This window comes from Mycobacterium sp. NGS49, assembly GCF_059812565.1.
In genome coordinates this window covers 93,624-114,839 of the sequence record NZ_JCALCX010000015.1, presented here as the reverse complement: position 1 = coordinate 114,839, position 21,216 = coordinate 93,624, and the positions used below count along the sequence as shown (strand labels likewise).

The 21,216-nt window shown below is 64.3% G+C and carries 21 protein-coding genes and 1 pseudogene; 11 read left to right on the top strand and 11 right to left on the bottom strand.

What is annotated here, in order from left to right; all coding sequences use genetic code 11:
• The first annotated feature begins 3 nt into the window (after window positions 1-3).
• From ppsA to AC5Y7D_RS17515, 3 genes are all read left to right on the top strand, one after another.
• Window positions 4-2,400, top strand: coding sequence for a phosphoenolpyruvate synthase (ppsA, locus tag AC5Y7D_RS17525; protein WP_499926163.1), 2,397 nt, complete (start codon window positions 4-6; stop codon window positions 2,398-2,400).
• A 4-nt stretch (window positions 2,401-2,404) separates the two neighbouring features.
• The gene (locus AC5Y7D_RS17520; protein ID WP_499926161.1) at window positions 2,405-2,692 is read left to right on the top strand and encodes an ANTAR domain-containing protein; all 288 of its coding nucleotides are present in this window, start codon (window positions 2,405-2,407) and stop codon (window positions 2,690-2,692) included.
• 101 nt (window positions 2,693-2,793) lie between these two features.
• Entirely contained in the window at window positions 2,794-4,095 is a 1,302-nt protein-coding gene (locus AC5Y7D_RS17515; protein ID WP_499926159.1) for a PQQ-dependent sugar dehydrogenase, read from the top strand.
• Here the strand turns inward: AC5Y7D_RS17515 and AC5Y7D_RS17510 are convergent.
• Entirely contained in the window at window positions 4,092-4,988 is an 897-nt protein-coding gene (locus AC5Y7D_RS17510; RefSeq protein ID WP_499926157.1) for a lysophospholipid acyltransferase family protein, read from the bottom strand. The genes AC5Y7D_RS17515 and AC5Y7D_RS17510 overlap by 4 nt on opposite strands.
• A gap of 129 nt (window positions 4,989-5,117) precedes the next feature.
• Between AC5Y7D_RS17510 and AC5Y7D_RS17505 the strand changes: the two genes are divergently transcribed.
• A complete protein-coding gene (locus AC5Y7D_RS17505) occupies window positions 5,118-5,834 on the top strand; it encodes a TetR/AcrR family transcriptional regulator (protein WP_499926155.1) in 717 nt (238 codons plus the stop codon).
• A gap of 390 nt (window positions 5,835-6,224) precedes the next feature.
• Here the strand turns inward: AC5Y7D_RS17505 and AC5Y7D_RS17500 are convergent.
• Window positions 6,225-6,659: pseudogene (locus AC5Y7D_RS17500) on the bottom strand (KUP/HAK/KT family potassium transporter); the annotation flags it as partial.
• 180 nt (window positions 6,660-6,839) lie between these two features.
• Between AC5Y7D_RS17500 and AC5Y7D_RS17495 the strand changes: the two are divergent.
• A complete protein-coding gene (locus AC5Y7D_RS17495; RefSeq protein WP_499926153.1) occupies window positions 6,840-7,049 on the top strand; it encodes a hypothetical protein in 210 nt (69 codons plus the stop codon).
• A gap of 518 nt (window positions 7,050-7,567) precedes the next feature.
• Here AC5Y7D_RS17495 and AC5Y7D_RS17490 read toward each other — a convergent pair.
• Window positions 7,568-7,966 (bottom strand): recombinase family protein, encoded by a 399-nt coding sequence (locus AC5Y7D_RS17490; protein WP_499926288.1) that lies wholly within the window; start codon window positions 7,964-7,966, stop codon window positions 7,568-7,570.
• Window positions 7,967-8,454: 488 nt separating this feature from the next.
• Between AC5Y7D_RS17490 and AC5Y7D_RS17485 the strand changes: the two genes are divergently transcribed.
• From AC5Y7D_RS17485 to AC5Y7D_RS17470, 4 genes are all read left to right on the top strand, one after another.
• On the top strand, window positions 8,455-9,528 hold the full coding sequence (locus tag AC5Y7D_RS17485) for a hypothetical protein (RefSeq protein ID WP_499926151.1): 1,074 nt from the start codon (window positions 8,455-8,457) through the stop codon (window positions 9,526-9,528).
• Window positions 9,529-9,713: 185 nt separating this feature from the next.
• Window positions 9,714-10,244, top strand: coding sequence for a hypothetical protein (locus AC5Y7D_RS17480; protein ID WP_499926149.1), 531 nt, complete (start codon window positions 9,714-9,716; stop codon window positions 10,242-10,244).
• Between the two features lie 11 nt (window positions 10,245-10,255).
• On the top strand, window positions 10,256-11,593 hold the full coding sequence (locus tag AC5Y7D_RS17475) for a serpin family protein (protein WP_499926147.1): 1,338 nt from the start codon (window positions 10,256-10,258) through the stop codon (window positions 11,591-11,593).
• A gap of 432 nt (window positions 11,594-12,025) precedes the next feature.
• The gene (locus tag AC5Y7D_RS17470) at window positions 12,026-12,847 is read left to right on the top strand and encodes a hypothetical protein (RefSeq protein ID WP_499926146.1); all 822 of its coding nucleotides are present in this window, start codon (window positions 12,026-12,028) and stop codon (window positions 12,845-12,847) included.
• 199 nt (window positions 12,848-13,046) lie between these two features.
• Here AC5Y7D_RS17470 and AC5Y7D_RS17465 read toward each other — a convergent pair whose 3' ends face one another.
• The gene (locus AC5Y7D_RS17465; protein WP_499926144.1) at window positions 13,047-14,315 is read right to left on the bottom strand and encodes an AAA family ATPase; all 1,269 of its coding nucleotides are present in this window, start codon (window positions 14,313-14,315) and stop codon (window positions 13,047-13,049) included.
• Between the two features lie 331 nt (window positions 14,316-14,646).
• On the opposite strand from AC5Y7D_RS17465, the gene AC5Y7D_RS17460 reads away from it, so the two are divergent.
• Both AC5Y7D_RS17460 and AC5Y7D_RS17455 read left to right on the top strand, forming a co-directional pair.
• Window positions 14,647-15,306 (top strand): DUF3800 domain-containing protein, encoded by a 660-nt coding sequence (locus AC5Y7D_RS17460; protein WP_499926142.1) that lies wholly within the window; start codon window positions 14,647-14,649, stop codon window positions 15,304-15,306.
• A 721-nt stretch (window positions 15,307-16,027) separates the two neighbouring features.
• A complete protein-coding gene (locus AC5Y7D_RS17455; protein ID WP_499926140.1) occupies window positions 16,028-16,609 on the top strand; it encodes a DUF732 domain-containing protein in 582 nt (193 codons plus the stop codon).
• Window positions 16,610-16,793: 184 nt separating this feature from the next.
• Here AC5Y7D_RS17455 and AC5Y7D_RS17450 read toward each other — a convergent pair whose 3' ends face one another.
• The 7 genes from AC5Y7D_RS17450 to AC5Y7D_RS17420 form a co-directional block, all read right to left on the bottom strand.
• On the bottom strand, window positions 16,794-17,579 hold the full coding sequence (locus AC5Y7D_RS17450) for a hypothetical protein (protein ID WP_499926139.1): 786 nt from the start codon (window positions 17,577-17,579) through the stop codon (window positions 16,794-16,796).
• Window positions 17,576-17,944, bottom strand: coding sequence for a helix-turn-helix domain-containing protein (locus tag AC5Y7D_RS17445; RefSeq protein ID WP_499926137.1), 369 nt, complete (start codon window positions 17,942-17,944; stop codon window positions 17,576-17,578). The genes AC5Y7D_RS17450 and AC5Y7D_RS17445 overlap by 4 nt, the downstream gene beginning before the upstream one ends.
• Window positions 17,941-19,644 carry a hypothetical protein gene (locus tag AC5Y7D_RS17440; protein WP_499926135.1) on the bottom strand — a complete coding sequence of 568 codons (1,704 nt, stop codon included), beginning with the start codon at window positions 19,642-19,644 and terminating at the stop codon, window positions 17,941-17,943. Before AC5Y7D_RS17440 ends, AC5Y7D_RS17445 begins: the two co-directional genes overlap by 4 nt.
• Window positions 19,641-19,994, bottom strand: coding sequence for a DUF2742 domain-containing protein (locus AC5Y7D_RS17435; protein ID WP_499926134.1), 354 nt, complete (start codon window positions 19,992-19,994; stop codon window positions 19,641-19,643). Before AC5Y7D_RS17435 ends, AC5Y7D_RS17440 begins: the two co-directional genes overlap by 4 nt.
• On the bottom strand, window positions 19,991-20,158 hold the full coding sequence (locus AC5Y7D_RS17430) for a hypothetical protein (RefSeq protein ID WP_499926132.1): 168 nt from the start codon (window positions 20,156-20,158) through the stop codon (window positions 19,991-19,993). Before AC5Y7D_RS17430 ends, AC5Y7D_RS17435 begins: the two co-directional genes overlap by 4 nt.
• A 56-nt stretch (window positions 20,159-20,214) precedes the next feature.
• Window positions 20,215-20,673, bottom strand: coding sequence for a DUF6907 domain-containing protein (locus AC5Y7D_RS17425; RefSeq protein WP_499926130.1), 459 nt, complete (start codon window positions 20,671-20,673; stop codon window positions 20,215-20,217).
• Between the two features lie 155 nt (window positions 20,674-20,828).
• Window positions 20,829-21,089, bottom strand: a complete 261-nt coding sequence (locus AC5Y7D_RS17420) for a helix-turn-helix domain-containing protein (protein ID WP_499926129.1) — start codon at window positions 21,087-21,089, stop codon at window positions 20,829-20,831.
• Window positions 21,090-21,216 lie beyond the last annotated feature (127 nt).

The window sequence follows — 21,216 nt, the reverse complement described above, 5'->3', positions numbered from 1 at the left end:
ATCATGAGCGGTTTCCACTACATTCGCTTCTTCGAAGAGATCGGCATCGAGGATGTGCCGCTTGTCGGGGGCAAGAACGCGTCGCTGGGTGAGATGTTCCAGCAGCTGTCGAACCAGGGCGTCCGCGTCCCGCATGGCTTCGCCATCACGGCCCAGGCCTATAGGCACGTGCTGGACACCGCAGGCGCCTGGGACGCGTTGCACGCCGAACTCGATGGACTCGACCCCGACGACGTCGCCGCGCTGGCCCGTAAAGGCAAACGCGCCCGTGAAATCGTCTATGGCGCAGGACTTCCCGACGATCTGGCAGCCGAGATCGTGGGCGCGTATCGCAAGCTGCAGGAAGAATATGGTGAGGACGTCAGCCTGGCGGTGCGCAGCTCAGCGACCGCTGAGGACCTGCCGACCGCGAGTTTCGCCGGCCAGCAGGAGACCTTCCTCAACATCACCGGTTCGGAAAGCCTGCTCGACGCCTGCCGGCGTTGCTTTGCCAGCCTGTTCACCGACCGGGCCATCCACTACCGCATCGACCAGGGCTTCGACCAGTTCATGGTCTCGCTGTCGATCGGCGTGATGAAGATGGTGCGCTCCGACCTGGCCTCCTCGGGCGTGATGTTCACCATCGACACGGAGTCGGGCTTCAACGACGTGGTGTTCATCACGGGCGCATACGGGCTCGGCGAGAACGTGGTTCAGGGCGCCGTCGACCCCGACGAATTCTACGTCCACAAACCGACGTACCTGGCCGGCCACCGCACCGTGCTGCGCCGCCTGATCGGAGACAAGGCCGTCAAGATGATCTTCGTCGAGGGCGGAACCAAACTGACGACCCGCAACGTCCCGACGCCCAAGGCCGATCGGACCCGCTTCTGCGTCACCGATGAGGACGTTCTCGAATTGGCCGGATACGCGTGCACCATCGAGCAGCACTACGGGCGGCCGATGGACATCGAGTGGGCCAAAGACGGTCTGGACGGAAAGCTTTACATCGTCCAGGCGCGACCCGAGACGGTGGCCTCCCAGCGCAACCTGACGACCGTGGAGAGCTACGTCCTGGAAGGCAAAGGCGAGGTGCTCACCGAGGGCCGCTCGGTCGGTGAGAAGGTGGCGTCGGGCGTCGCGAAGCTGATGGAGCACCTCGATCACCTGTCGGACTTCCAACCCGGTCAGGTGCTGGTCGCCGACATCACCACCCCGGACTGGGAGCCGGTCATGAAGACCGCGGCCGCCATCGTCACCAACCGCGGCGGCCGGACCTGCCACGCGGCGATCATCGCGCGCGAACTCGGCATCCCGGCCGTGGTCGGCACAGGAAACGCGACCACCAGCGTGCCGGATGGCCAGCCCGTCACGGTGTCATGCGTTGAAGGCGACACCGGTCGCGTGTACCGCGGCAAGGTGGCCTTCCATGTCGACAGCACAGAAGTGTCGGACCTGCAGCGGCCGCGCACCCAGATCATGCTCAACCTCGGCAACCCCGATCTGGCGTTCAAGACCACGTTCTTGCCGAATGACGGTGTGGGACTGGCCAGGATGGAGTTCATCGTCAGCGAATACATCAAAGTGCACCCGCTGGCCCTGCTTCATCCCGACAAGGTGGACGACGTGGAGGCACGCCGGACGATCGATCGGCTCACCCGCGGCTATGCAGACGGCGGCGAGTACTTCGTGCAGCGCCTGTCGGAAGGGATCGGCACCATCGCCGCCGCATTCTGGCCCAAGCCGGTCGTGGTGCGGATGTCGGACTTCAAGACGAACGAGTACGCCAGCCTGATCGGCGGTAGCGGCTTCGAGCCGACCGAGAGCAACCCGATGATCGGCTTCCGCGGCGCCTCGCGCTACGCGCACCCCGCTTACGCGGAGGGCTTCGCGCTGGAGTGCCGTGCGATGAAGCGGGTCCGCGACGAGATGGGGCTGTCCAACGTCATCATCATGCTTCCGTTCGTGCGCCGAGTGGCCGAGGCGGACCTGGTGCTCAAGACGATGGCCGAATACGGCCTGGAGCGCGGCCAGAACGGGCTCAAGGTGTACGCCATGTGCGAGATTCCCAACAACGTCATCCTGATCGACGAGTTCGCCAAACGCTTCGACGGCTTCTCCATCGGTTCCAACGACCTGACTCAGCTCACCCTGGGCGTCGACCGCGACAGCGAGATCGTGGCCTTCGACTACGACGAACGCGATGAGGGCGTCAAAGAGATGATTCGGTTGGCCATCGAGGGCTGTCGCCGCAACGGCATCCACTCCGGATTGTGCGGGCAGGCGCCCTCGGACTACCCGGATATGGCCGAATTCCTGGTCCGCGCCGGTATCGACTCGATCAGCCTGAATCCGGATGTCGTGGTGAAGACCACGCGCCAGATCCTCGAGCTGGAACAACCGGCGGTTCAGTCGGGATAGTCATGTGGTCCGCTATCGCCGGAGCGGGGTCGGCCGGCACGCGGCGACCGCGCCCGTTCAGCGCCGCGCTTCCTCATTGCTGGCGTTCTCGGCGCCGATAACGGGCAGTTGCGGCGCGCCCTGGCCACCCGAGACCTGCGGTCAGGCCAAGGGCATGTTGATAAAGCTATTCGACATCGACGCCGCGGGTGCGTTCGATCTGCTGACCAAGCTGTCACAGGACGCCAACATCCGGCTCGAGTTCATCGCCCGCAAGTTGATCGAGGCAGACCATCCGCCGAATCGGCCCTGAGTGCGCAGGGCGTTGCCGGCGGTTGATCACCCGCGCGCCGGGTATCCCAGACGGTGGCTCCACAGCGCGTTGCCGCGCTGCCGCCCGACCTCTGGAGATGCATGCGAATCTCGCCGCCGCGTGAAGTATTCGCCGCTGCCATGGTTGCCGTCCTGGTGCTAGCCGGGTGTTCGACCAACTCGCCGCAACGCCAATCGGCTCCCACCGCCGGACCTGCGCCGCCCGCACCGGCCTCGGGCACGCTGGTGTCCGTCGCGGTCGGCGTCCCGGCCGGCCTGGCCCAGGCGCCGCTCGACCGACCGCGCCAGGCACTGATTCCCGATGGCTGGACGATCTCGACGTGGGCGCGAATTCCGAAGGCGCGCTTGGAAACATGGACACCCGACGGCGCCCTGCTGGTGTCGGTCCCCAGCAGCGGGCAGATCGTCAAGCTGACACCCAAGCCCGGCGCGGCGCCGCAACAGTCGACGTTGCTCGGCGATCTCGACCAACCCCACGGCATGGCGTTCGCGGGCTCGACCTTGTACGTCGCCGAGAGCGACCAGATCGATGCCTACGACTACGCCGGCGGAAGGGCCGTCAACGGCCGGACCGTGGCGGCCGGGCTGCCCGACGCGCGCAGCCCCGAGCTGCACGGCGCCTACGCCCATGCGCTGAAGAGCGTGGCCGTCGGGCCCGACGATGCGGTGTACTTCTCCATCGGCTCGACCGGCAACATTTCGCCGCAGGACCGCACCGCGACACCGCCCAGGGCGACGATCATGCGCATCCCGCCCGGCGGCGGGCCGGCACAGCCGTTCGCAACCGGCGTGCGCAACGGAACCGGTCTCGCCGTCGCGCCAGACGGCTCGGTGTGGACGGCGGTCAACAACCGCGACAATGCCCCAGACCCGGAGGGCAGAGTCGACGTCGAGTACGTCAACGACCATCCGCCGGAGTCATTGGCAAGGCTCACGCCCGGGCGCGACTTGGGCTGGCCCTACTGCAATCCCGACGGTGGACCCGCACAATTGCCGTTCATCCGCGACATGTCGACCAACAAGGACGGGTCTGCGCTGGACTGCGCGACCCTGGCGCCGGTCGAGCAGAGCATGGGTGCGCACTCAGCGCCGCTGGGTCTGGCGTTCACCACCGGTGTGCTGCCGCCGCCCTATGCGGACGGCGCCCTGGTCGGCATCCACGGTTCGTGGAACCGCAAGCCGCCCCGCGCACCAGAGGTGTCGTTCTTCGCTTGGCGGGACGGCACTCTCGGCGATCAGCAGACTCTGGTCGGTGGATTCCAAGCCGACGACGGATCCCGCTGGGGCCGTCCGGTCGCCGCCGTGGTCGCCCCGGATGGCGCGGTGTACGTCACCGACGACGACGCCGGCGCCGTCTACCGGGTGGCCCCGCCGGGGCGCTAGCGCTTGCCGCTTTCGGGGAGTAGACCCGTGCTGCAAACTGCGCCCGTGCGCCGAAAAGGGTTGAGGTGTCGAAACGGGTCACCATTGCGGAGCACCTGCAGGTCGGCGAGAGCTTTTTCGAGTGCGTCTTGAGTCCGTTGTTTGACGGCGATTTCCCACTCGTCGGTTCGGAGACCGGAGGGCGGAGTGGTTTCTATCGGCGGCCCGAAGCGCAAATACATCCGCTGAGGTCGAGGAATGAACGTGGGTCCCAGTCCTCGAACCAGCGGTATGCCCACACCGGTCACGCCGTGCACACGTTCGCCGATGATCCGGCTCATTCGCTCCCAACCGCTGTCGCGTTCGACCAGGCTGAGATAGACGTCGTCGCCACCTACCAGTCCCACCGGAACTATCGGATAGTCGTGTGCGACGGCCAGACGGGCGAACCCGCTGCGGCCTTCCCAGCGCAGCTGATACTCCTCGCCTTTGAACTTCAACATGTCCCGGCCGCCACCGGGAAAGACGAGCAGGGTCTCGCCGTGGCGCATCAGCTCGGCGGCGGTGTCTTGATCACCGACCACAGCCCCGGCCGCCTGCAGCACATCTCGGGCCAGACCGCTGACGTCTGCGAGCGACCGGGTGGCCAGACCTCGCACCCGCACACCGAGCCGGCGATGCACGAAGTAAGGGACCAGGACGACTTCGGCCAAGCCGGATGACGTGTGGTTACCGACGAGAAGGAATCGCCCGTCGGCAGGCAAGTTCTCCATTCCGTCGACATAAATGCGACAGAAATCGACCACTGGGTCGAGCCGGTCGGCGACGGCGAAAATCACCTTTCGCAGCGCACGTACCCGGCTGGATTCGTCGATGAGGGACTCGAGATCCGCAGTGCGCGTGATCGTTTCCATCGCAATCTCCTTCGACTCGCACCGCCGATCGGTGGGCCAGGCGCGCGGCCCCGATGCGGGGGTACCGAACAAACTGACCAATTTGGTCGTTTGGTCAGTCTGGCTGAGCGTCCAGCTATAGTCAACCGCGTGAGCGCTTCCCTGGAGGGACTGCCCGAGCGACGCTCGGCGAAGGCGGCGAGGTTGCTTGCAGCGGCCGGCGAACTGCTCGTAGGCCGCGGCGCCAGAGGTTTCTCGGTCGCCGACGTCGCCGCACGTGCCCAGGTCGGCAAGGGAACCGTCTACCTGTACTGGCCGACGAAGGAAGACCTGCTCATCGGCCTCATCGGGCGCGGTTTTCTGGGCCTCCTGGACGACTTGATCAGCCGGATCGAAGCGGATCCCGACCTGGCCCGTCCGTCGCGCTTCTGCCCGGCGATGCTTCAGATCGCGACCAGTCAGCCTCTCCTTGCGGCATTGCAGCGCCATGACCAGCACCTCCTCGGCATACTGGCCGACCATCCCCGCACGGTGGCCCTGCGTGAGGCGCTCGGGCCGAGTGCCGTACTGCACGCCGTTCTTCCCATCTGGCGCCGTCACCGCCTGGCCCGCGACGACTGGGACGCAACCGACCAAGCCTTCGCCCTACATGCACTGATCACCGGCACCGCGCTGTCGCTGATCGGCCCCGGGGGCACGGCGGTGCCCTCCGACGACCCCATGGTGGTGTTGGGCGCAGCGGTCACGGCTCTGCTGGGAGCAGAGAAGGCCAATCAGAAGGAGATTCGCGCCGCCGCCGCCGATATCGTCGGCTTTCTGCGCGAGGGGCAGGCTGCCGCGCTGGGGCTGATAGGCCCGCCGAAGTGACCACCGGTCCTCGCCGGCCCGGCCGCTGAACTGCTGCTTGCTTGTGCCCGAGTCGGACTCGAAACGACACTTGGCGGATTTGAAGACGGGCGGGCCGCTTCCGGCGACCACTCGAAACGACTTGTCAATACGCGCATATTGTCTGCAACACAACGTTTTTGAGCGTTCCCGCTCCGACTCCGGTACGGGGGGTTGGGCGCGGTAGAAGCAGTTGGCTAGCGGCGCCGACCGCCGAGGCCTCGGGTGTCGACACCGAAGAAGTGCCCTTAATGGAATCTCAAGTCATCCGGATTGCGAAGAATGGCGTTCTGCCCCCGCTGGACTTCGGCGTCGCGATGTCGATGGCCTGTGCGGGTGGCGCTGGTCGCGGGTTGTGGTGATGGTGTCCAGCTAGACCTCAACGCGAGCGCCCATGATGACCGTCCATTCGAGAGGCAGGCTGAAATACTCGGCCGCGTCGGCTGTGATGTACGAGGTCGCGATGAACAGGCGCTTGCGCCATGCCGCCATGGTCGGCGCGGCACCCTTCAACAGCTCGAGCTTCGACAGGAAATACGACGCGGTGTCCAGGTCGATCCGGCCTTCTGTTCGCTTCGGGTCGAGCAGGCGAAGCGCGTTGGGCACGTTCGGGGTTTCCATGTAGCCGAACTTGGCCTCCACGTGGATGACTCCGTCTCCGGCGTACCCGAGGGGGTCGATGACGATCCGGTCAGCGTCCGCGACGCGTGGCACCGGCATTGTTTCGATGGACATGATGACGACGTGCTCGTGGATGACGCGGTTGTGCTCGACGTTGGCGCGCAACGCCAGCGGCGCAGTTTCCTTACGCTGGCCGGCAATCCGCTCGCCGAGACGCCACGAGTGGTCATCGACGCGGCGCGGTGCGATGAGCTGGCTGGCGACGTGCTGACACACGGCCGACTGAATCTGGTCGGTCTGCACTGCCGGCTCGGTGACACGCCCTCCGCGGCCGTGCCCGATGTCGTCGTCGCTGCAATCGCGCAGATGGCGCAGCTGAGCCATGAGCACGGCGTCCTTCTGTCACGTCTGAGCCTGGGCAAGGTCGCCGTGTCGGGGGGCCACGGCGACCCTCTCGCCATTCGCCGACTCGCTGAGGCGATCGACGACGCCGTCGAAGAAGGGTGCATCGGGTTCCGGTATCCGCGGCCGGCCCTGACCGTGTCGCCGCATCCCTCGGCGATCCCGGCGTCCTAGATCGTGAGCTGGCGGCGCCACCACAGGTGCGGCCCGGAGGAGATCGGGATCAAACCCGCCGCGATTCCGCCGTTCGGCAGGCGACGCCGGGGCAGGAGGCCCGCCGCGCAATTCACGGCCTTCGGCCACACTCAACAGCTCGCGAACGGTGATGGTGCAGGTGTCGACATCGACCTTTCGTCGCGACGAGCCTCTGCAGCGCCACGCGTCGGGTACGTCTCGCGCCGCGCTCGCAGCTGCCCGTAGGTAGGCCGAAGTCGTCGCGAGTCGACTCGCGCCATGCAACCGCGTACGTGCGAATCGGCTTGCCGTTGCGCTTCTGCTTGGTCTCGTGGGCTCGTACGTAGGCCATGTGGTCGTCGCTCCTCGCAAACTAGTGAATGGAAAATTTGTGCACACTACGCGGGGAGGGCAGCCCGCAGCGACACCCCTGTTTCCGGTATGGCCCCTCCTGACGCAGCCTCCAATTCAGCTGCAGCCGTAGCACTTTGATAGATGCGGCGAACCGTCGATGCTTGCTATGTCGGCCGGCCAGCAGGGCTGAGGATCGCCTCAGTCTCCAAGGCCCATTCAATGCGGCCGAAGCTCAGACCCGCGTTGCGTTCGAGCACGATGCGCCGCACCACGCCAGCCGTCGCAAGCCGTGGTCGGCCAATGCGCTCGCCGCGCGCCTCCTTGGCGGCAAGGCCTGCCTTGGTGCGCTCGCTGATGAGTTCGCGTTCGTACTCAGCGAAGTTGACGAGAGTCCGCGCCATCATGCGGCCCGCTGCGGTCGACAGGTCCAGGTTGATGTCGAGCACGACCAGCGACCAACCTGCGCTGGTGCTGCGTTGATTATGTTGGCGGCGTGGACGACTGAGCGGGCCAGACCTGTCGAGCTTCGCCACAATCAGGCCGTCGCCCTGGCCCGACGCCAGCAGCGTAGCGGCTGTCGGCCTGCTCGTCGGTGCTCACGCGCCAGCAGCCGAAGAACAGCCCGTTATCGGTCGACCCCATGTCGTTCGGAGTGGGGCGTAACCGGTCGTCTGGGCGAGGTGCTCTGGTCAAGCTCGCTCACGCAAGGGCCTACCGGCCCTACCGCGTTGTCCGGAGGACGGTTACAGTTCCGCGCACCTCGACGCGGGTCGAAGCTTTCGCCGCCCGGGGTGGAAGGGAGTTCGTCAGTATGCCGAGACGCCTGAGGTGTGGACGCATTCCGGGTGATGGCGTCGCCGCCGCCTCCCGCATCGGCCGCGCCGGCCGGTGGACGTTGGTACTCGCCGCATCGGCGCTGGCGGCCTGCAGTTCGTCAAACGAACCGACGCCGACGGCGGGCAGAGCGACGCCCACCCCGGGGTCAACTGCTCAAGCCCCGAGCAGCAAACGACCGGTCCCCTTGTTCTACACGAAAGCAGGCTCGCTGTACGTGAGCGAACCCGCCGGCGCCCCTGGCCGCAAACTGACCGACGGACCGGCAGACGCGCAACCGGCGCCCTCCCCCGACCTCGCGCACGTGGCATTCGTCCGGAAGACAACAGCCTCCGACTATGGCGGTGAGCTGTGGGTGCTCGACCTTTCGCCGCAACTGACACCCCTAGCGCCACCCCGGCGACTGGTGGACCCCGCCGGCCTTCCGCATGGCAGCGGCAGCCTTCCCCCAATGCTCGCCAGGCCCCGTTGGTCGCCGACCGGACAACATGTGGCCTTCGTCGACAACCCGACTGATGGGGCGGTAGAGGGAGGAATCCTGCTCGTCGCAACGGCCAACACAGGAGCAATCGCGCCCAGACCGCAGGCTGCATCCGAATTTGGCACCGCCTGGGCACCGTTCGCCGAACCCGCCTTCGCGTGGGCACCCGACGGCAGCCACATCGCCTGGTTGGACGAACGCAGCGACGTCAGGCCGACGAATGTCAACGCCCTGGCCGTCGGCGGCGAATCCATCCCTGTCGCCACCGGCACGAACGCCTCCTCGGTGATCTACGCGAGGGATGGCCGGACGATACTGTTCACCAACGGGGACACCTCAGATCCGGTCATGATCCCCAAGAACCCCTTCACCCTTCGCGCTGGTGGCGTCTACTCGGTCGCAGCCTCCGTGGAAACCGGTGCGACGCCGGCCGCCCCCACTCCGCTGTCCACCGCGCAGGGTTGGTCCTACCGCGACATAACGATCCTGGACTCCGGTGCGTTGGCCTTCACGGCGCAACAAGTCGGGCGATATGCCCCTTCTTCGAAGGTGATTCAGGTGCTCGACAAGGGTTCGACACTGCCGCGCACGACGGTCACCGACGTTCCGACCAAGTCGATTTGCCAGAGCACCCCACGCGGCGGAGGGGTTTGTTACGCCGGCCCAGAACCGGCGTGGGGTGCCGGCAACGTCCTTGCCTACCTGGATAATTCGCCGGAAACGCACCTGATCTTCACCGATGTCGAGGGGCGTGACCCAAAGCGGGTCGACAGCGGAGTGGACAGCTTTGCATTCCCGCCCATTCCCTGACGATCGGCAAAGCTTGCCGCCCCGTTGAACTCAACACAATCGGTCCCTTCGTGCCGGAAAAAGGGTCCTTAAGCCCTATCGGCGGCACAAATCGCGTCCTTATCGTCAGCGGTCGAGTAGTTACGGAAAGGCGGCCGCGGTTGTCGGGATCAGTATTCAGAGCCTTCGTCAGCACCGTGGTCGGGGTGACCGCGCTACAGCTCGCAGGCTGCACCAGTGTCAACCGTGGGGCCGCGCCAGCGGGGGCGCCCGAGTCACACAGCACACGTTTCGTTTCGACGACACCTTCTTCCGCGCAAGGCAGTCGGACGAGCTTGCCCGACCACTTCGAGATGCAGAACGGCGATCTGGTTTCCGACTGCCGTATCAACGCGGATTCCGTCACCTGCAGCGAAACTCTCAAGAACCTCAAGCCAACCCAGTCGTATACCGGCACGATGACCGGGACGGTGACCGGAATGACGGTGACCGGATCCGCCAGGTCGTACGCGACCTACCCAGACCCGCAGAGTCCCGAATGCACCGGCACCACCGAAATGACCGGACCCATCACCTATACCTTCCGCCCCGACGGAACGCTTTCGGCGCGTTGGGGCCCCTTCCAGCGGACAATCACCAACAGTTGTTTCACGTCACAGCCGGAACCCAATTCGGGTGAGGACCCGAACCGCGAACCGATATCTGAGTGGACCGCCACGTGGGCGCAGATCAAGTAGGTGCCCGAAGGATGAACGAGGCTGTTCGCCGTCGACTTCATCTTCTCGTCGCGGTCTGCGTGGCGCTGTCCGCGGTCGGCTGCACAATAGGCGACCAACACGGTCCTGGCGCCACGACGACCACGGGGTCACACCCACAACTCACCCGGTCGAATCTGCCCTACAACGACACCCCGAACGTCTCGGCGGCCGATGAGCAACGTTTCATCAACGGCACCAACTCTTTTGGGTTGGAGGTCTTCCGCCGAGTCACGGCAGATAGCAACAAGAATGTCGTTTTGTCTCCGCTGAGCCTCAGCGTCGCGATGTCGATGGCCTACGCGGGTGCCGCCGGTGACACCGCAGCCCAGATGAAATCCGTTCTGCACAACCAGTTCGGCGACGACACCTATTTCCGCGCGGTCAATCAGCTGCTGATCGCTCTGCGCTCCCGCAGCCGGGGTGGAATTTTCGCGGGTGATCCCCGCAGCATCGAGCTGTCACTGGTGGACGCCGCCTTTATGGCACGCGAGCTCACGATCCGCCCTCGATTCCTCGACATCCTCTCGACGCAGTACAACGCTGGAACACACGAGGCCGACTTCAAAGGCAACCCCGAGGGCGAGCGGCTCAACATCAACAAATTCGCCAGTGCGGCGACCAAGGACTTGATCACGGATCTGATCCCGAGAGTGGATCCCCCGCTCATTGACGAGAACTCTCGCGCTGTTCTGGTCAACGCCGCCTACCTCAAGGCAAGCTGGCGAAAGTCCTTCGACGCGAAGTTGACCGCCGATGGCGCCTTCCGCATCGCACCAGGGTCACCGGTCACCGTGCCGTTAATGCATGACCCGTTGCGGTCGATGGGCTACTTCGCCGGTCCGGATTTCCAGGCCGTGACGCTGCCATATATCGGCGACGATCTCAAGATGATGATCATCCTGCCGACCGAGGGCCGGCTGAAGGCGGTCCGCAATAGCCTGGACGAGATCTGGATTCGCAACGTTCTGGGCTCGCTCACAGATAGTTACGTCGACTTCAGCATGCCCAAGTTCCGGGTCACCTGGGGCAGCGAGGTCTTCGACCGAACGCTGATCGACATGGGCATGCCCACCGCGTTCGACGGCCAACGGGCCGACTTCTCCAACATGAGTGATGAGCGCCTCGCGATCTCCTCGGTCGTTCAGAAGGCGTACCTGGGGGTCGACGAACTGGGAACGGTAGCGGCGGCCACATCGGCGTTCACCGGCGGAGGAATGGGCCCAACACCCGAGACGATCGCCGTGGATATCGATCATCCGTTCCTGTTCGCCATAGTCGACAAGACGGGGGCCGTCTTGTTCACCGGACAGGTGACCGATCCTCGCTGATCACATCCGGGCGGTCGTCCCGCATGCCCTACCGATGCTCCAGTGGCCCAGTCGAACTCGAACCCACACTGAACGGCCTCACGCCGGGAAACCGCGGGTCACGTTCAGATGACCTTGGTCTCTATTCACCCCAAAGATCGATGCTTACCTTCGGCCTTTGTGACGGATCGTTTCTGTTTCGCCTGCGGTACTCCGCACCGGCCCGACGCACCCGTTCGGCCAACTGCAGTTCGCGGCCCTTTACACCACACCGTTCCCTGCTGGCAGCGGGCAGCTCCAGACGTTCTGGACGGTGTCCGGCGGCCGGATCGTCCCATCCGGCACTGGGCCCTAGGAACCTTCGCCATGCTGGGCACTCATCTCGTTCGCACCCGAGTCGGTTGTGGTCGTCGCCGCCATAAGCCCGCGCCGGGCGCCAGTCTGGCCGTTGCCATGGTGGTGCTCGCAAGTTGCACTCATGGCGGGAACGATCAACCCTCAACCACGACGAGCCGACAATTCACCCACCCCAGTGGCGCCGATGAGGTGGTGATCGAAGTCTCCCGCGGGGGCGGACTCGCGCCGCCCGTCGTGCGCGTCGGTGACTCGCTGCCCCGCGTGTGGATCTCTGGGGATGGCCACTACCTCCAGCAGGTCGCCCCGGAGACCGACACCCCGGCGCTGGTCAGACTGGAGGAACGCCGAATACCCGAAGCCACCCTGCAGAACCTGCTCACCGAGGCGAACAACGCCGGACTACTCGTCGACTCAACGGATTTCGGCAATCCTAGAATCTTCGATGCCGTCAACACCCGTCTTCTCGTCGTCACCGACGGTAAGCGACACGACGTGCTCGTACGCGCACTGGGGTATCCCGTCGCCGACCTCGACGCCGCCACCGTCGCCGCACGCGAGCGCGTCTCGCGCCTCATCGACCTGCTCGAGCATCCGGAGGGCGTCGCAGGTGCCGGCGCTCCGCGCACCTACACACCGACGGCAGTGGCGGTGTGGGTGCTCGGACCGGCAGCGGCCTCAACGGCCGCTCCCGCAGCAACGTGGCCGCTCGGCGACCTGGCCACGGTCGGCACGCCGACGGATTGGCCCGCTCCCGCGGCCCGGTGCCTTGTTGTGGCTGGCGACGACCTTCACGCCGTGGACGCCGCGGCGGCTGGGATGAGCCGGAGCGCGCCGTGGCGTTCCGGAAATGGTCTGTGGCAGATCGCAATGCGGCCGCTGCTGCCGAACGAACACACCTGCGCCGACGTCGGCAAGTAGGTGGGAACTGAGCTGCTTATGTCGTGCCCCCAGTCGGACTCGAACCGATTTCGAGCAGCTGGTGACCGTGTCCGAATGTCACTTAGCTGCGAAAATGCATCAGCGCAGATCACTGCATTTATCTGTAACTGTGGGCAGATTGTGGGCATGCGGTGGGCACATGTGGCGAAGAGCGGAGCGGCCCGGCTGAGCCGGGCGCTCATTCGTCGTTAGGGTCCTCGGTGGGGAATTTCAGCACACCGTCTTTGAGGCCCTTCATCATGACAAACGGCTTCATCAGCGGATCCCTGAATCGATAGCGGGTCTTTCGCCCATCCCCACGGGTGTCGAGAATGTAAAGAGGAGCGTCCGCGAACCGCTTTAGATGGCCTAAGTAGCTCGGTGTTGTCCTCGGCCGTCCAGAGAGGTCAGACAACGGCCCACTTATATCGACTGGCGCAAAAAAGCCTAATTCATCAATATCTGCCAAGGCACAGGCAAGTAGTGTCATTTCGAATCCAGCCGGCTTCGCCGAAGTCACAGCGTCCGTATATGCAACCTTGATGCTGTGCGCAGCCTCCTCAGTCGCCCTGACCAACGCTTCGAACACGTCCAATCGATCGACTCGGAACTTGTGATTCCTCAAAGCTAGTTCACCAATCGAACCCGCGAGCAGATGCGTGTAGTACGGAAAGCCTTGCGACAGCCTGACGATTGCCGACACAGCGCGTGGCTCCAGCGCGATTTCTACCCCGCTCAGCTCGGCGAACCGCTGGAATCCTCCAACGACGATGTCGGCCAACTCCTCCGGACTCATCCTTGGCATGTAGACCTGGCGCAGGCACCGATCGATCGAGGCGTGCCCCGCAAGCAACCCGGCGACGTTATCCGCGACGCCCACAATGAAGACCGTGGCCTTCACTAAGTCGTCGGACAACAGCTTGATCAGATCGGCGAACAGGACCGTGTCCTCCCAAGCGCCGATGCGGTCGAACTCGTCGAGGATTACAACAAGGGGCACGGAGTTGGCGACAACTCTGAGTGCACGAGCAACGACGTCAGGAGTGACGCTGTCACTCATTTCTATGATGTCCTCGTACTTGTCGACAGCAATCTCAAGGCTGGCCGCGACGCTCTGCTGCGCAAGGTCAACAAATGACTGCAGATGAGGTGTCAGCTTTTTCCAAACAGAGGCAAAGTTGTCCTCGTTACCGCAGGCCACGCGCGCAGCGATACCCGTACGGGCCGACGCTTGTTGAAACGCGTCGCGGGCCATATATGCGAGCGAAGTCTTTCCGACTCCTCGCTCCCCGTAGACGATTACATGCTGCCCAACTTGCTGAACGGCACTGACGACGCGACCGAGTTCCGCCGTGCGGCCCTTGAACATCGCGCGATCCTCTGTAGGCGCGGAGGGGCGGAAGATGGTATGCAGGATTGCTTCCAGGGCGGCGAGTGAGAGCGCGTCGTCTCCAAAAGGGAGTGTCACTCAACTATTCGACCATGCCCGTCGAATCTGCTTCAACTAATCGGCCACTAGTTTCAACTAGCGATCATCTACAGGCGGCGTCCTCCAACAAACGACCGCGCCCAGAATCGGATGTTCAAGTCAACCGCCTCGCGTCATCCGCGGTGCCGGTTCATACCGATCGCGGCAAGCGCATAGACATCAGCCGCGCAAAACAACTGGCTTTCGGAGGTTGCGGTCGAGGACGACGGGGCAGTTTCTGGCGCGCAGTGAGTGACGGATTGTCACTCACTTATCCCGCTCCGGCGCGTGGGGCACGGGGCTGACGGCGCAGTTCCCTAATATCGTTGCGGTGGCTGCCGAACGGACTCTCTTCGTCTTCTTGGATGAGTCCGGCGACATGATCTTTTCAGACAAGGGCAGTGATCATTTCGTACTGTCGGCGGTCTACACCGAGACGCCCTGCCATTCCGCGGCAGGACTGCAGGACCTGAAGTACGAGCTGCTCTCTGCTGGCAGCCGGGACCTGGAATTCCATGCAACCGAGAACAGCAGGGGAACCCGCCTGCGTGTAGCAGAGCAGATCCGGAGAATGCCGAATATCAAGGTCCATACCCTGTGGATCGATAAGCGCTACACCGCCCCCGCTCTTCAGGACCCTGTTGCGCTGTTCGCTCTGTTCGGGCGGGCGATGGGCAAGTGGATCGCGACCGTCGTCGCAAAAAACCATGACCAAGTCGTCATGGTGTTCGACTCAGTGCTGACCGGCAGGCAACAGGACGGATTCAAGGCTGCCGTAAAGCCGCAGCTCAAGCAGCTTTCGGTACCGTTTCGGCTCGTTTTTCACCCGGTGAAGTCAGACTTAAACGGTCAGATTGCTGACTACTTCTCGTGGGCCTGGTTCCGCCACATCGAAAGGGGCGATCCAGGGCCACGGAGTACCCTCACCGGCATCCCGTGGACAGAATTTCACCTGTTCCGGAACGGGCACACCCAGTACTGGAAAAAGTGACCACCCCGCCTACCTTGCGGAAAGCCCAGGGGCTCTTATCGGCGGGGTGGAACGTTTGATAAAAGGCTACCTCGCTAGCCGCACCTGCGCAGTGATCCATGTCACAGCGTATATCGTGTCTCACCAGAAAACTTGCTCTGAGCTGCACCTTCCCTGATCCTCCCTGCCAACTCCATAGCTCGATGACACCGGTCATTGCTCGGCAAATTTCTGCTTCAATTTAATTGCTGCACAACACAATTCGCGCATACCCCCACTATTTCCGTTGTCTCCCAACAGTTTTCGGCCGATCGCGGCTCAAATGAGGGGGGGTATACGACCCGTTCGGACCGTGTTTTTTTTATTTCCGCAGGTAGATAGATCGGGGGCGAGCGCTCGTCTCCCTTTGACTGTTTGCTAGAAAAACCATAACCGCAGGTCAGAGCCTATTTTAGCGTTAGCCACATTTGCGCAGGTCACGATAGGGGTGGGGGGTACCCCGAGGGTGTGGCCCGCCGCCGCGCATAGGGTAGGGGGGTACCCATCCATGCGACCATTCTTGACCCTCGGCCGCGCCATTCTTCCGGGTAATTCCGAGCAGGCAATTCGCGCGATTAATGCAAATTCGCCATTCTTTAATTACGTCATTCGGGTAACCGTAAGTCCGAGCGTACATGCCGGCCCTGGCTGCCCCCGTGTCCGCAGTCTCCCGCTCGTCGGCGGGCAGGTCTACCATGCCCACATGGCCGACCGGGACTCGGCGGATGATGACACTGCCGTGCGCGATGGGGACGTGGAGACGACGGTAGTGCCGGACGTCGCGCCGACAGAGGCGGCAGAGCTGGCGTGGTCGTCCGACGCCGAGGCTGTGGTGAGCAGCGAGAGCGAGATGGCAAGACCGCTGCCAGTCGCTCTGCGCTGGCTGTTGATCGTCGTCGCAGTCGGAGTTGTTGGTGTGGCCGGTGTTCTCGTCGGCCGTCAAACCGTGACAGCCTCAGCGCCAGTCACTGTCACGGTTACGCCCTCACCGATCGTCCCGGCCCCCACACCGGCGCCGACATCGAGAACGATGACCGCAGCCGAAGCCGATGACACCTTCCTGTCGGTGGCCAAGCATGCTGGCTTGATCATTGTGGAGCCGGCAGTAGCGATTGCCAGCGCCCGGAACTCGTGCAACTTCCTCCGCCAGGGACACACAGCGGAGGAACTCTATAACGCGTCGCGAGACCAGAATCCGACGTGGAGCCCGAAGCAGATCACGGGATATGTGGATGCAGTGATAATCGCCTACTGCCCGGAATTGGCGTACCGGGGTTACGGCTAGAACGATGACCGAGACCCGCCAGCAGCGCTGGATGGTCCAGGCTTCTCCTGGCTGGCTACGGGCACGACGTGCGCAATCATCGTCCTGGGGGTTGGGCACCAAGATTGCGCCGACCGCGACCAATCCGTTGGGGCCGGCCGCGCGGAGAGCGCCGTGTCAGAGATCTCCCCGCGCGACCGGCAGCTCATCCCCCGATCCATCCATCCGGAACTGGGCGCCAACCTGTTGGCGGTTCACCGTCGAGCGGGTCCCAACGCTGGATGACCCTGTGCTCATCGACGCACGTCACGTGGGCCGGCAGGTCGGGAGCAGGCCGCAGCGGATCAGACGCGGCACGCAGTTGAGCGCCGAGCGCGAGCAGGGCGGACCAGCGGCCCGTGCCATGTTCGCGCTGGGCCTCGCCGGGCACGACGAACGCGGTGACCAGCCTGCGCAGGTGCGCCCGGCGCGGATCGACGCAGAGCGTGAATTGCAGCCGGTCGCTGGCCCACTTGGCGGTGTTGGGCTCTGCTCCGCACAGCCTGGCAGCGGCGGCCAGGGTGATCGCCCGATGGTCCAACTCGGTTTCGTCGCTGCCGTTGAACGCCTTCACCGCGGCGTCGAACGCCTTGGCCGCGGCCGTGTATGCCTTTTCCGCTGGCCATAAGCGGTTCAGCTCGTGGTACACCCGGTCGGCCAACTGCTGCCGCAACTCGGCGTCGGCCGCCCCGGTAGCGGCCAGCTCGGCCAGCGCCGCGGCCCGCAGACCAGGAAGATCCCCGGCCCCAGATGTGATGTGCTGCAGCACCATGTCTAGGTGCGGTGTCGCCAGGTCGATGAAGGCGGCCCAGCGCTGGCGCACAGCCGACCATTGCGCGGGCGGGGTAAACACCGTCTCCACCGCGGCGGCGTCGGCCAGGTGGGCGGGCAACGGATCGCGGCGTCGGACCTCCAGATCGCTGAAACCGATCCAGCCAGGAATTGTGCTCATGTGCGTTGCCCTTCCAAGTGTTCCGTGACGGCGCTCTCTGGGATGAGCCACCGGCCACCTTCGCGCCTGCCGTCAAGCTGGCCGGCCCTACGTCGGGCGTGCCGCTCGGTCCATCCCGTTCGATCCGCTACCTGCCTTGTACTAAGCCAAGTTTCGCCTTCGGCCCGCGCAGCGGCGTCCGACTGCGGACCCGCGGACATCGCCTGAGCCAGAGCCACTTCCAGCGCCGACCACTCGGCCGGCACCGGCAGGTGCTCGCGGCGGCGCCGGCCGATGATGTGCTGGATCGCCAGCAGGGCGTGACGCAGGTAGTCGCCGTGCACGACCACTGCGGCACCGAGCACCACGGGGCCGGGCGATGTCACTGCGCACTCCGGTTTGATTTGCTGAGCCTAGTGGTCGGCAAACAGGAGTAGGTGGTGGTGCCGTTGTGCACAACGACGCCAGGCATGGGCCTGGTGGCTTCCTTGGCCACCGCTGGGCGCTCCGGCGCGTCCACGCATTCATCGCAGAGCTGCCCCTTGGCCACGAGCGGGAGGCTGACGTAGCAACGCTGGCAAACGCCTGGACGGGCTGGCGTCACGGGTTCCTCGCTTGTCGGGGTGATCGACGAGTGTGGTTCTTCGGCATTAGGTCCGTGGGTGTGTGAGCTGCGAACATTCGCCTGGACAATGTCTCCGGGTAGTTCACCCTGAACAAGCGGTTCACCATCTCTGAGCTGCGAATATTGGCCCTGAACTAGTTGTTCAACATGACCGGTTTGCTCAGGAGAGCTAGGTACACCCTGTACTTGGGGTACACCCTCTTTGAACTGCGGATATATGCCCTGTACCGGGGGTACACCCTGTACTTCTCTGTTGAGCCGGTACCGGGTGCCGCGGTCGACATGGATCTCGGCGATCAACCCCTCTGCGACTAGCTCTGCAGTGGCCGCCCCGAAGTGGTCTCGCAAATCCGCCTTGAGCTTCGAGCGGAGCTGATTGGCGGCCAACTCGGTGTCCCGCCCAAGCCAGCGGATCACTGCCGACTTCGCGCGCTGCAGCTTGTGATCGGAGACAAACTCCTCCCCGCGGGCACGCGCCATTGCCCGATCACGAATCTTTGCTCGATCCGCTTTCTGGGCCTCGGTAACGACCCACTCACGAGTCCGATCGGAGACCCCCATCACCGTCGCCGACATCTCCCAGTCCGCCTGGGAGACCACCGAGCGGTGATGCATGATCGCCAGCAGTGCGGCTACCTTGCAGCGGGTCAGCATCCAGTGCCCGTCCAGCGGATCGGCGTCTCCGCGCTGGCGGGCGATGTGGGCGGCGATGACGGTCTGCGTGATCTCGGGCGGTCCGTAGACGATCTCGACCACACCATCCGCGGCGGGCTTCCACAGCGGCAACCCCGTCTCCAGCGGCGCGGGATCTGGTGATTTGGTATCCGGCATCTCCGGGTCGGTGGTCGGTGACCACAGAAATCGCTGCGGGGTGCCGCCGGTGGTGTCATTGAAGATGACCCCGGTGTGACCGGGCTGCGCCCCGACCGACAGACAGCACCGGTAGGAGTGGGCCGGCACGATCCGACTGGTCGCCTTCGAGGCATTGGACTGGCCGAGTTGTTCGCCCATCGCCATCGACTTGAGCTGAGCGAGCAGGATAGAGCCCTGGCGCGCCGCGATCCCCGACAGCGTGTCGATCTCTGGGATGTTGAATATCGCCGCGGTCAACGCCTCGTTGTCCTCGTCGGGCTTGTCGGGCCGCTTAAAGGCGGCGGCGATGCCCTCACCGCTACCTATGGGCAGCTCGACTATCGACGCCGGCCAGGCCATCCGCCCGACCTTGTCACTGATGCCTTTGCCGCCGCCGGAGGCGCTGACGAAAGCCACCAACAGGTTGAGGCTGGCACGGCCGCCGATGACGCCGGGGAGCTGGACGTGCGGGCCGACACTGGCCGCGACCCGGAGCAGCACGGCGAAAAACACCGCCCATGGCGCTGCGTACCGAGCCCTGGCCCACCGGTAGATCTTCGCGAGCTGATCGCTTCCGGATTCAAGGAAGAACTGCTCGGTGTCGATCACGCTGACCTCCGGGGTATGTAGACCTCGCGGTGGCGGCCGATGGATCGCGCGGTGGTCGACCAGTCTGCCGATCCTGCAATGGCTTTCGATGCTTCGGCGCGCTGCTCTTGGGCGGTTTCGATCCGCAAAACTTGGTGTTCGCCGTCGATCGCTACAGCCAACAGCTTCCGTGGGTCACCGTCGGCAAGCGCGCACCACGAGGGTGTACCGGAGGCAGGTATCGGACCGTAGTTCGCCTGGGCTACAACGGCTTCAAGGAACTGGTGTACCGGCCACCAGGCGCGTTGTTGGGAGCGTGGAGCACCGGCCCGCTGGGGGCCGGCCTCCTTTGCGTTCGACGGTTCGGTCATCTACACAACCCCCTGGGTCGGCCAGCCAACCTGCCGTTGACCACGGCATAATCCAGCGTGGCGGCGTGGATTTCAGCCTCGGCGTATTCCTCCGCGGTCTGGCACCGATCACACAGCAACCCGGTGATCAGGCCGAACTCCACGACAACGTTCCAGTTCTCCATCGCGGCCAAGCTGCGGGCACGGCGGCCACAGCGGTCGCAGGGACGGAACCGTGCCCTCACCACGCACCCTCGATCTCGGCGACGGCCGATAGCAGATCGGCTGCCAGCTGCTGCGCCTCAACAAGCGTGAGTTGCACATCCACGTCAACGCTGAGGTGGCCGTTTTCGGTGGGCCGGTAGAGGTTCAACTTGACGGTGGGCAGCGCGTGCCACTCGCGGAACGCATAAACGGTGATACCCGGCGCGGCAAACAGCTCGTCGTCTTGCAGCGGCAGCGCTGGTGCGCCGTCCTCAAGGCCAAGGATGACCTTGCGCTGCGGCCCCCAACAGTTTTGATCGCCGCGGAGGGCGTAATGGGGGTGGCCGTCGCCGTCGGTGCACCACGGGGCGCACCGGATACTTTCCGGGCAGTCCTGCGCGTGGCCGCCGATACCAGAGCAGCACGTGCGGGTGGTGCTGTCGACCGGGAACTCTGCGGCCTGGTCGTCGGGGGTAGTGGGTTGTACATTGGACACGAACTATTTCCTTTCGCTTACTGAGGTGGAGGGACGGTTCCGAAGGCCTTCGGTTGGCAGACCGGGGGCCTTCAACATTTCTGTGTGGTCGTCTTCGACCAGGCCGCGATCATCGAGCGCATCTCGGTCGGCCTGGGACAGGTGGGGATGACTCATTAGGCGGCATCACCGCCAACTCGGTTGTCCGCCAGGAACTTCAGGACGTCCTCGCGAAGGTAGCGGACCCTTCCGCCAATTTTTACGTAGGGAACGCCCCGACGCCGGTAGCGATCCTGGGCCAGAGCCTCGGCGGTGGTCTGGAATACCACCGCGACCTGCTCGGGCTTTGCGATATGCGGCAGAACGTGCGTCGGCACCGTCTCTCCCATCTCGTCAATCAGGGGCGCCGCCCCGATATCAGGAATTTGCTTCGACACTGGTCGTAACCTCCAATGATAGTAGGTCTACCTCTAACAAATAGAGGTCTGGTATCAATCTTTATCACCCGACATCACGATGCGCAAGAGTTGCTTGCGCGCCTTCATCTTTTAGAGGTACAAAAGT

Bases quoted from the DNA above. Each gene is read 5' to 3' on its own strand.
- AC5Y7D_RS17455 (WP_499926140.1), top strand. From the start codon at position 16,028: ATGGCCGACCGGGACTCGGCGGATGATGACACTGCCGTGCGCGATGGG.
- AC5Y7D_RS17470 (WP_499926146.1), top strand. From the start codon at position 12,026: ATGGTGGTGCTCGCAAGTTGCACTCATGGCGGGAACGATCAACCCTCA.
- AC5Y7D_RS17510 (WP_499926157.1), bottom strand. From the start codon at position 4,988: ATGGAAACGATCACGCGCACTGCGGATCTCGAGTCCCTCATCGACGAA.
- AC5Y7D_RS17495 (WP_499926153.1), top strand. From the start codon at position 6,840: ATGGCGCAGCTGAGCCATGAGCACGGCGTCCTTCTGTCACGTCTGAGC.
- AC5Y7D_RS17430 (WP_499926132.1), bottom strand. From the start codon at position 20,158: ATGGAGAACTGGAACGTTGTCGTGGAGTTCGGCCTGATCACCGGGTTG.
- AC5Y7D_RS17450 (WP_499926139.1), bottom strand. From the start codon at position 17,579: ATGAGCACAATTCCTGGCTGGATCGGTTTCAGCGATCTGGAGGTCCGA.
- AC5Y7D_RS17515 (WP_499926159.1), top strand. From the start codon at position 2,794: ATGCGAATCTCGCCGCCGCGTGAAGTATTCGCCGCTGCCATGGTTGCC.
- ppsA (WP_499926163.1), top strand. From the start codon at position 4: ATGAGCGGTTTCCACTACATTCGCTTCTTCGAAGAGATCGGCATCGAG.
- AC5Y7D_RS17435 (WP_499926134.1), bottom strand. From the start codon at position 19,994: ATGACCGAACCGTCGAACGCAAAGGAGGCCGGCCCCCAGCGGGCCGGT.
- AC5Y7D_RS17475 (WP_499926147.1), top strand. From the start codon at position 10,256: ATGAACGAGGCTGTTCGCCGTCGACTTCATCTTCTCGTCGCGGTCTGC.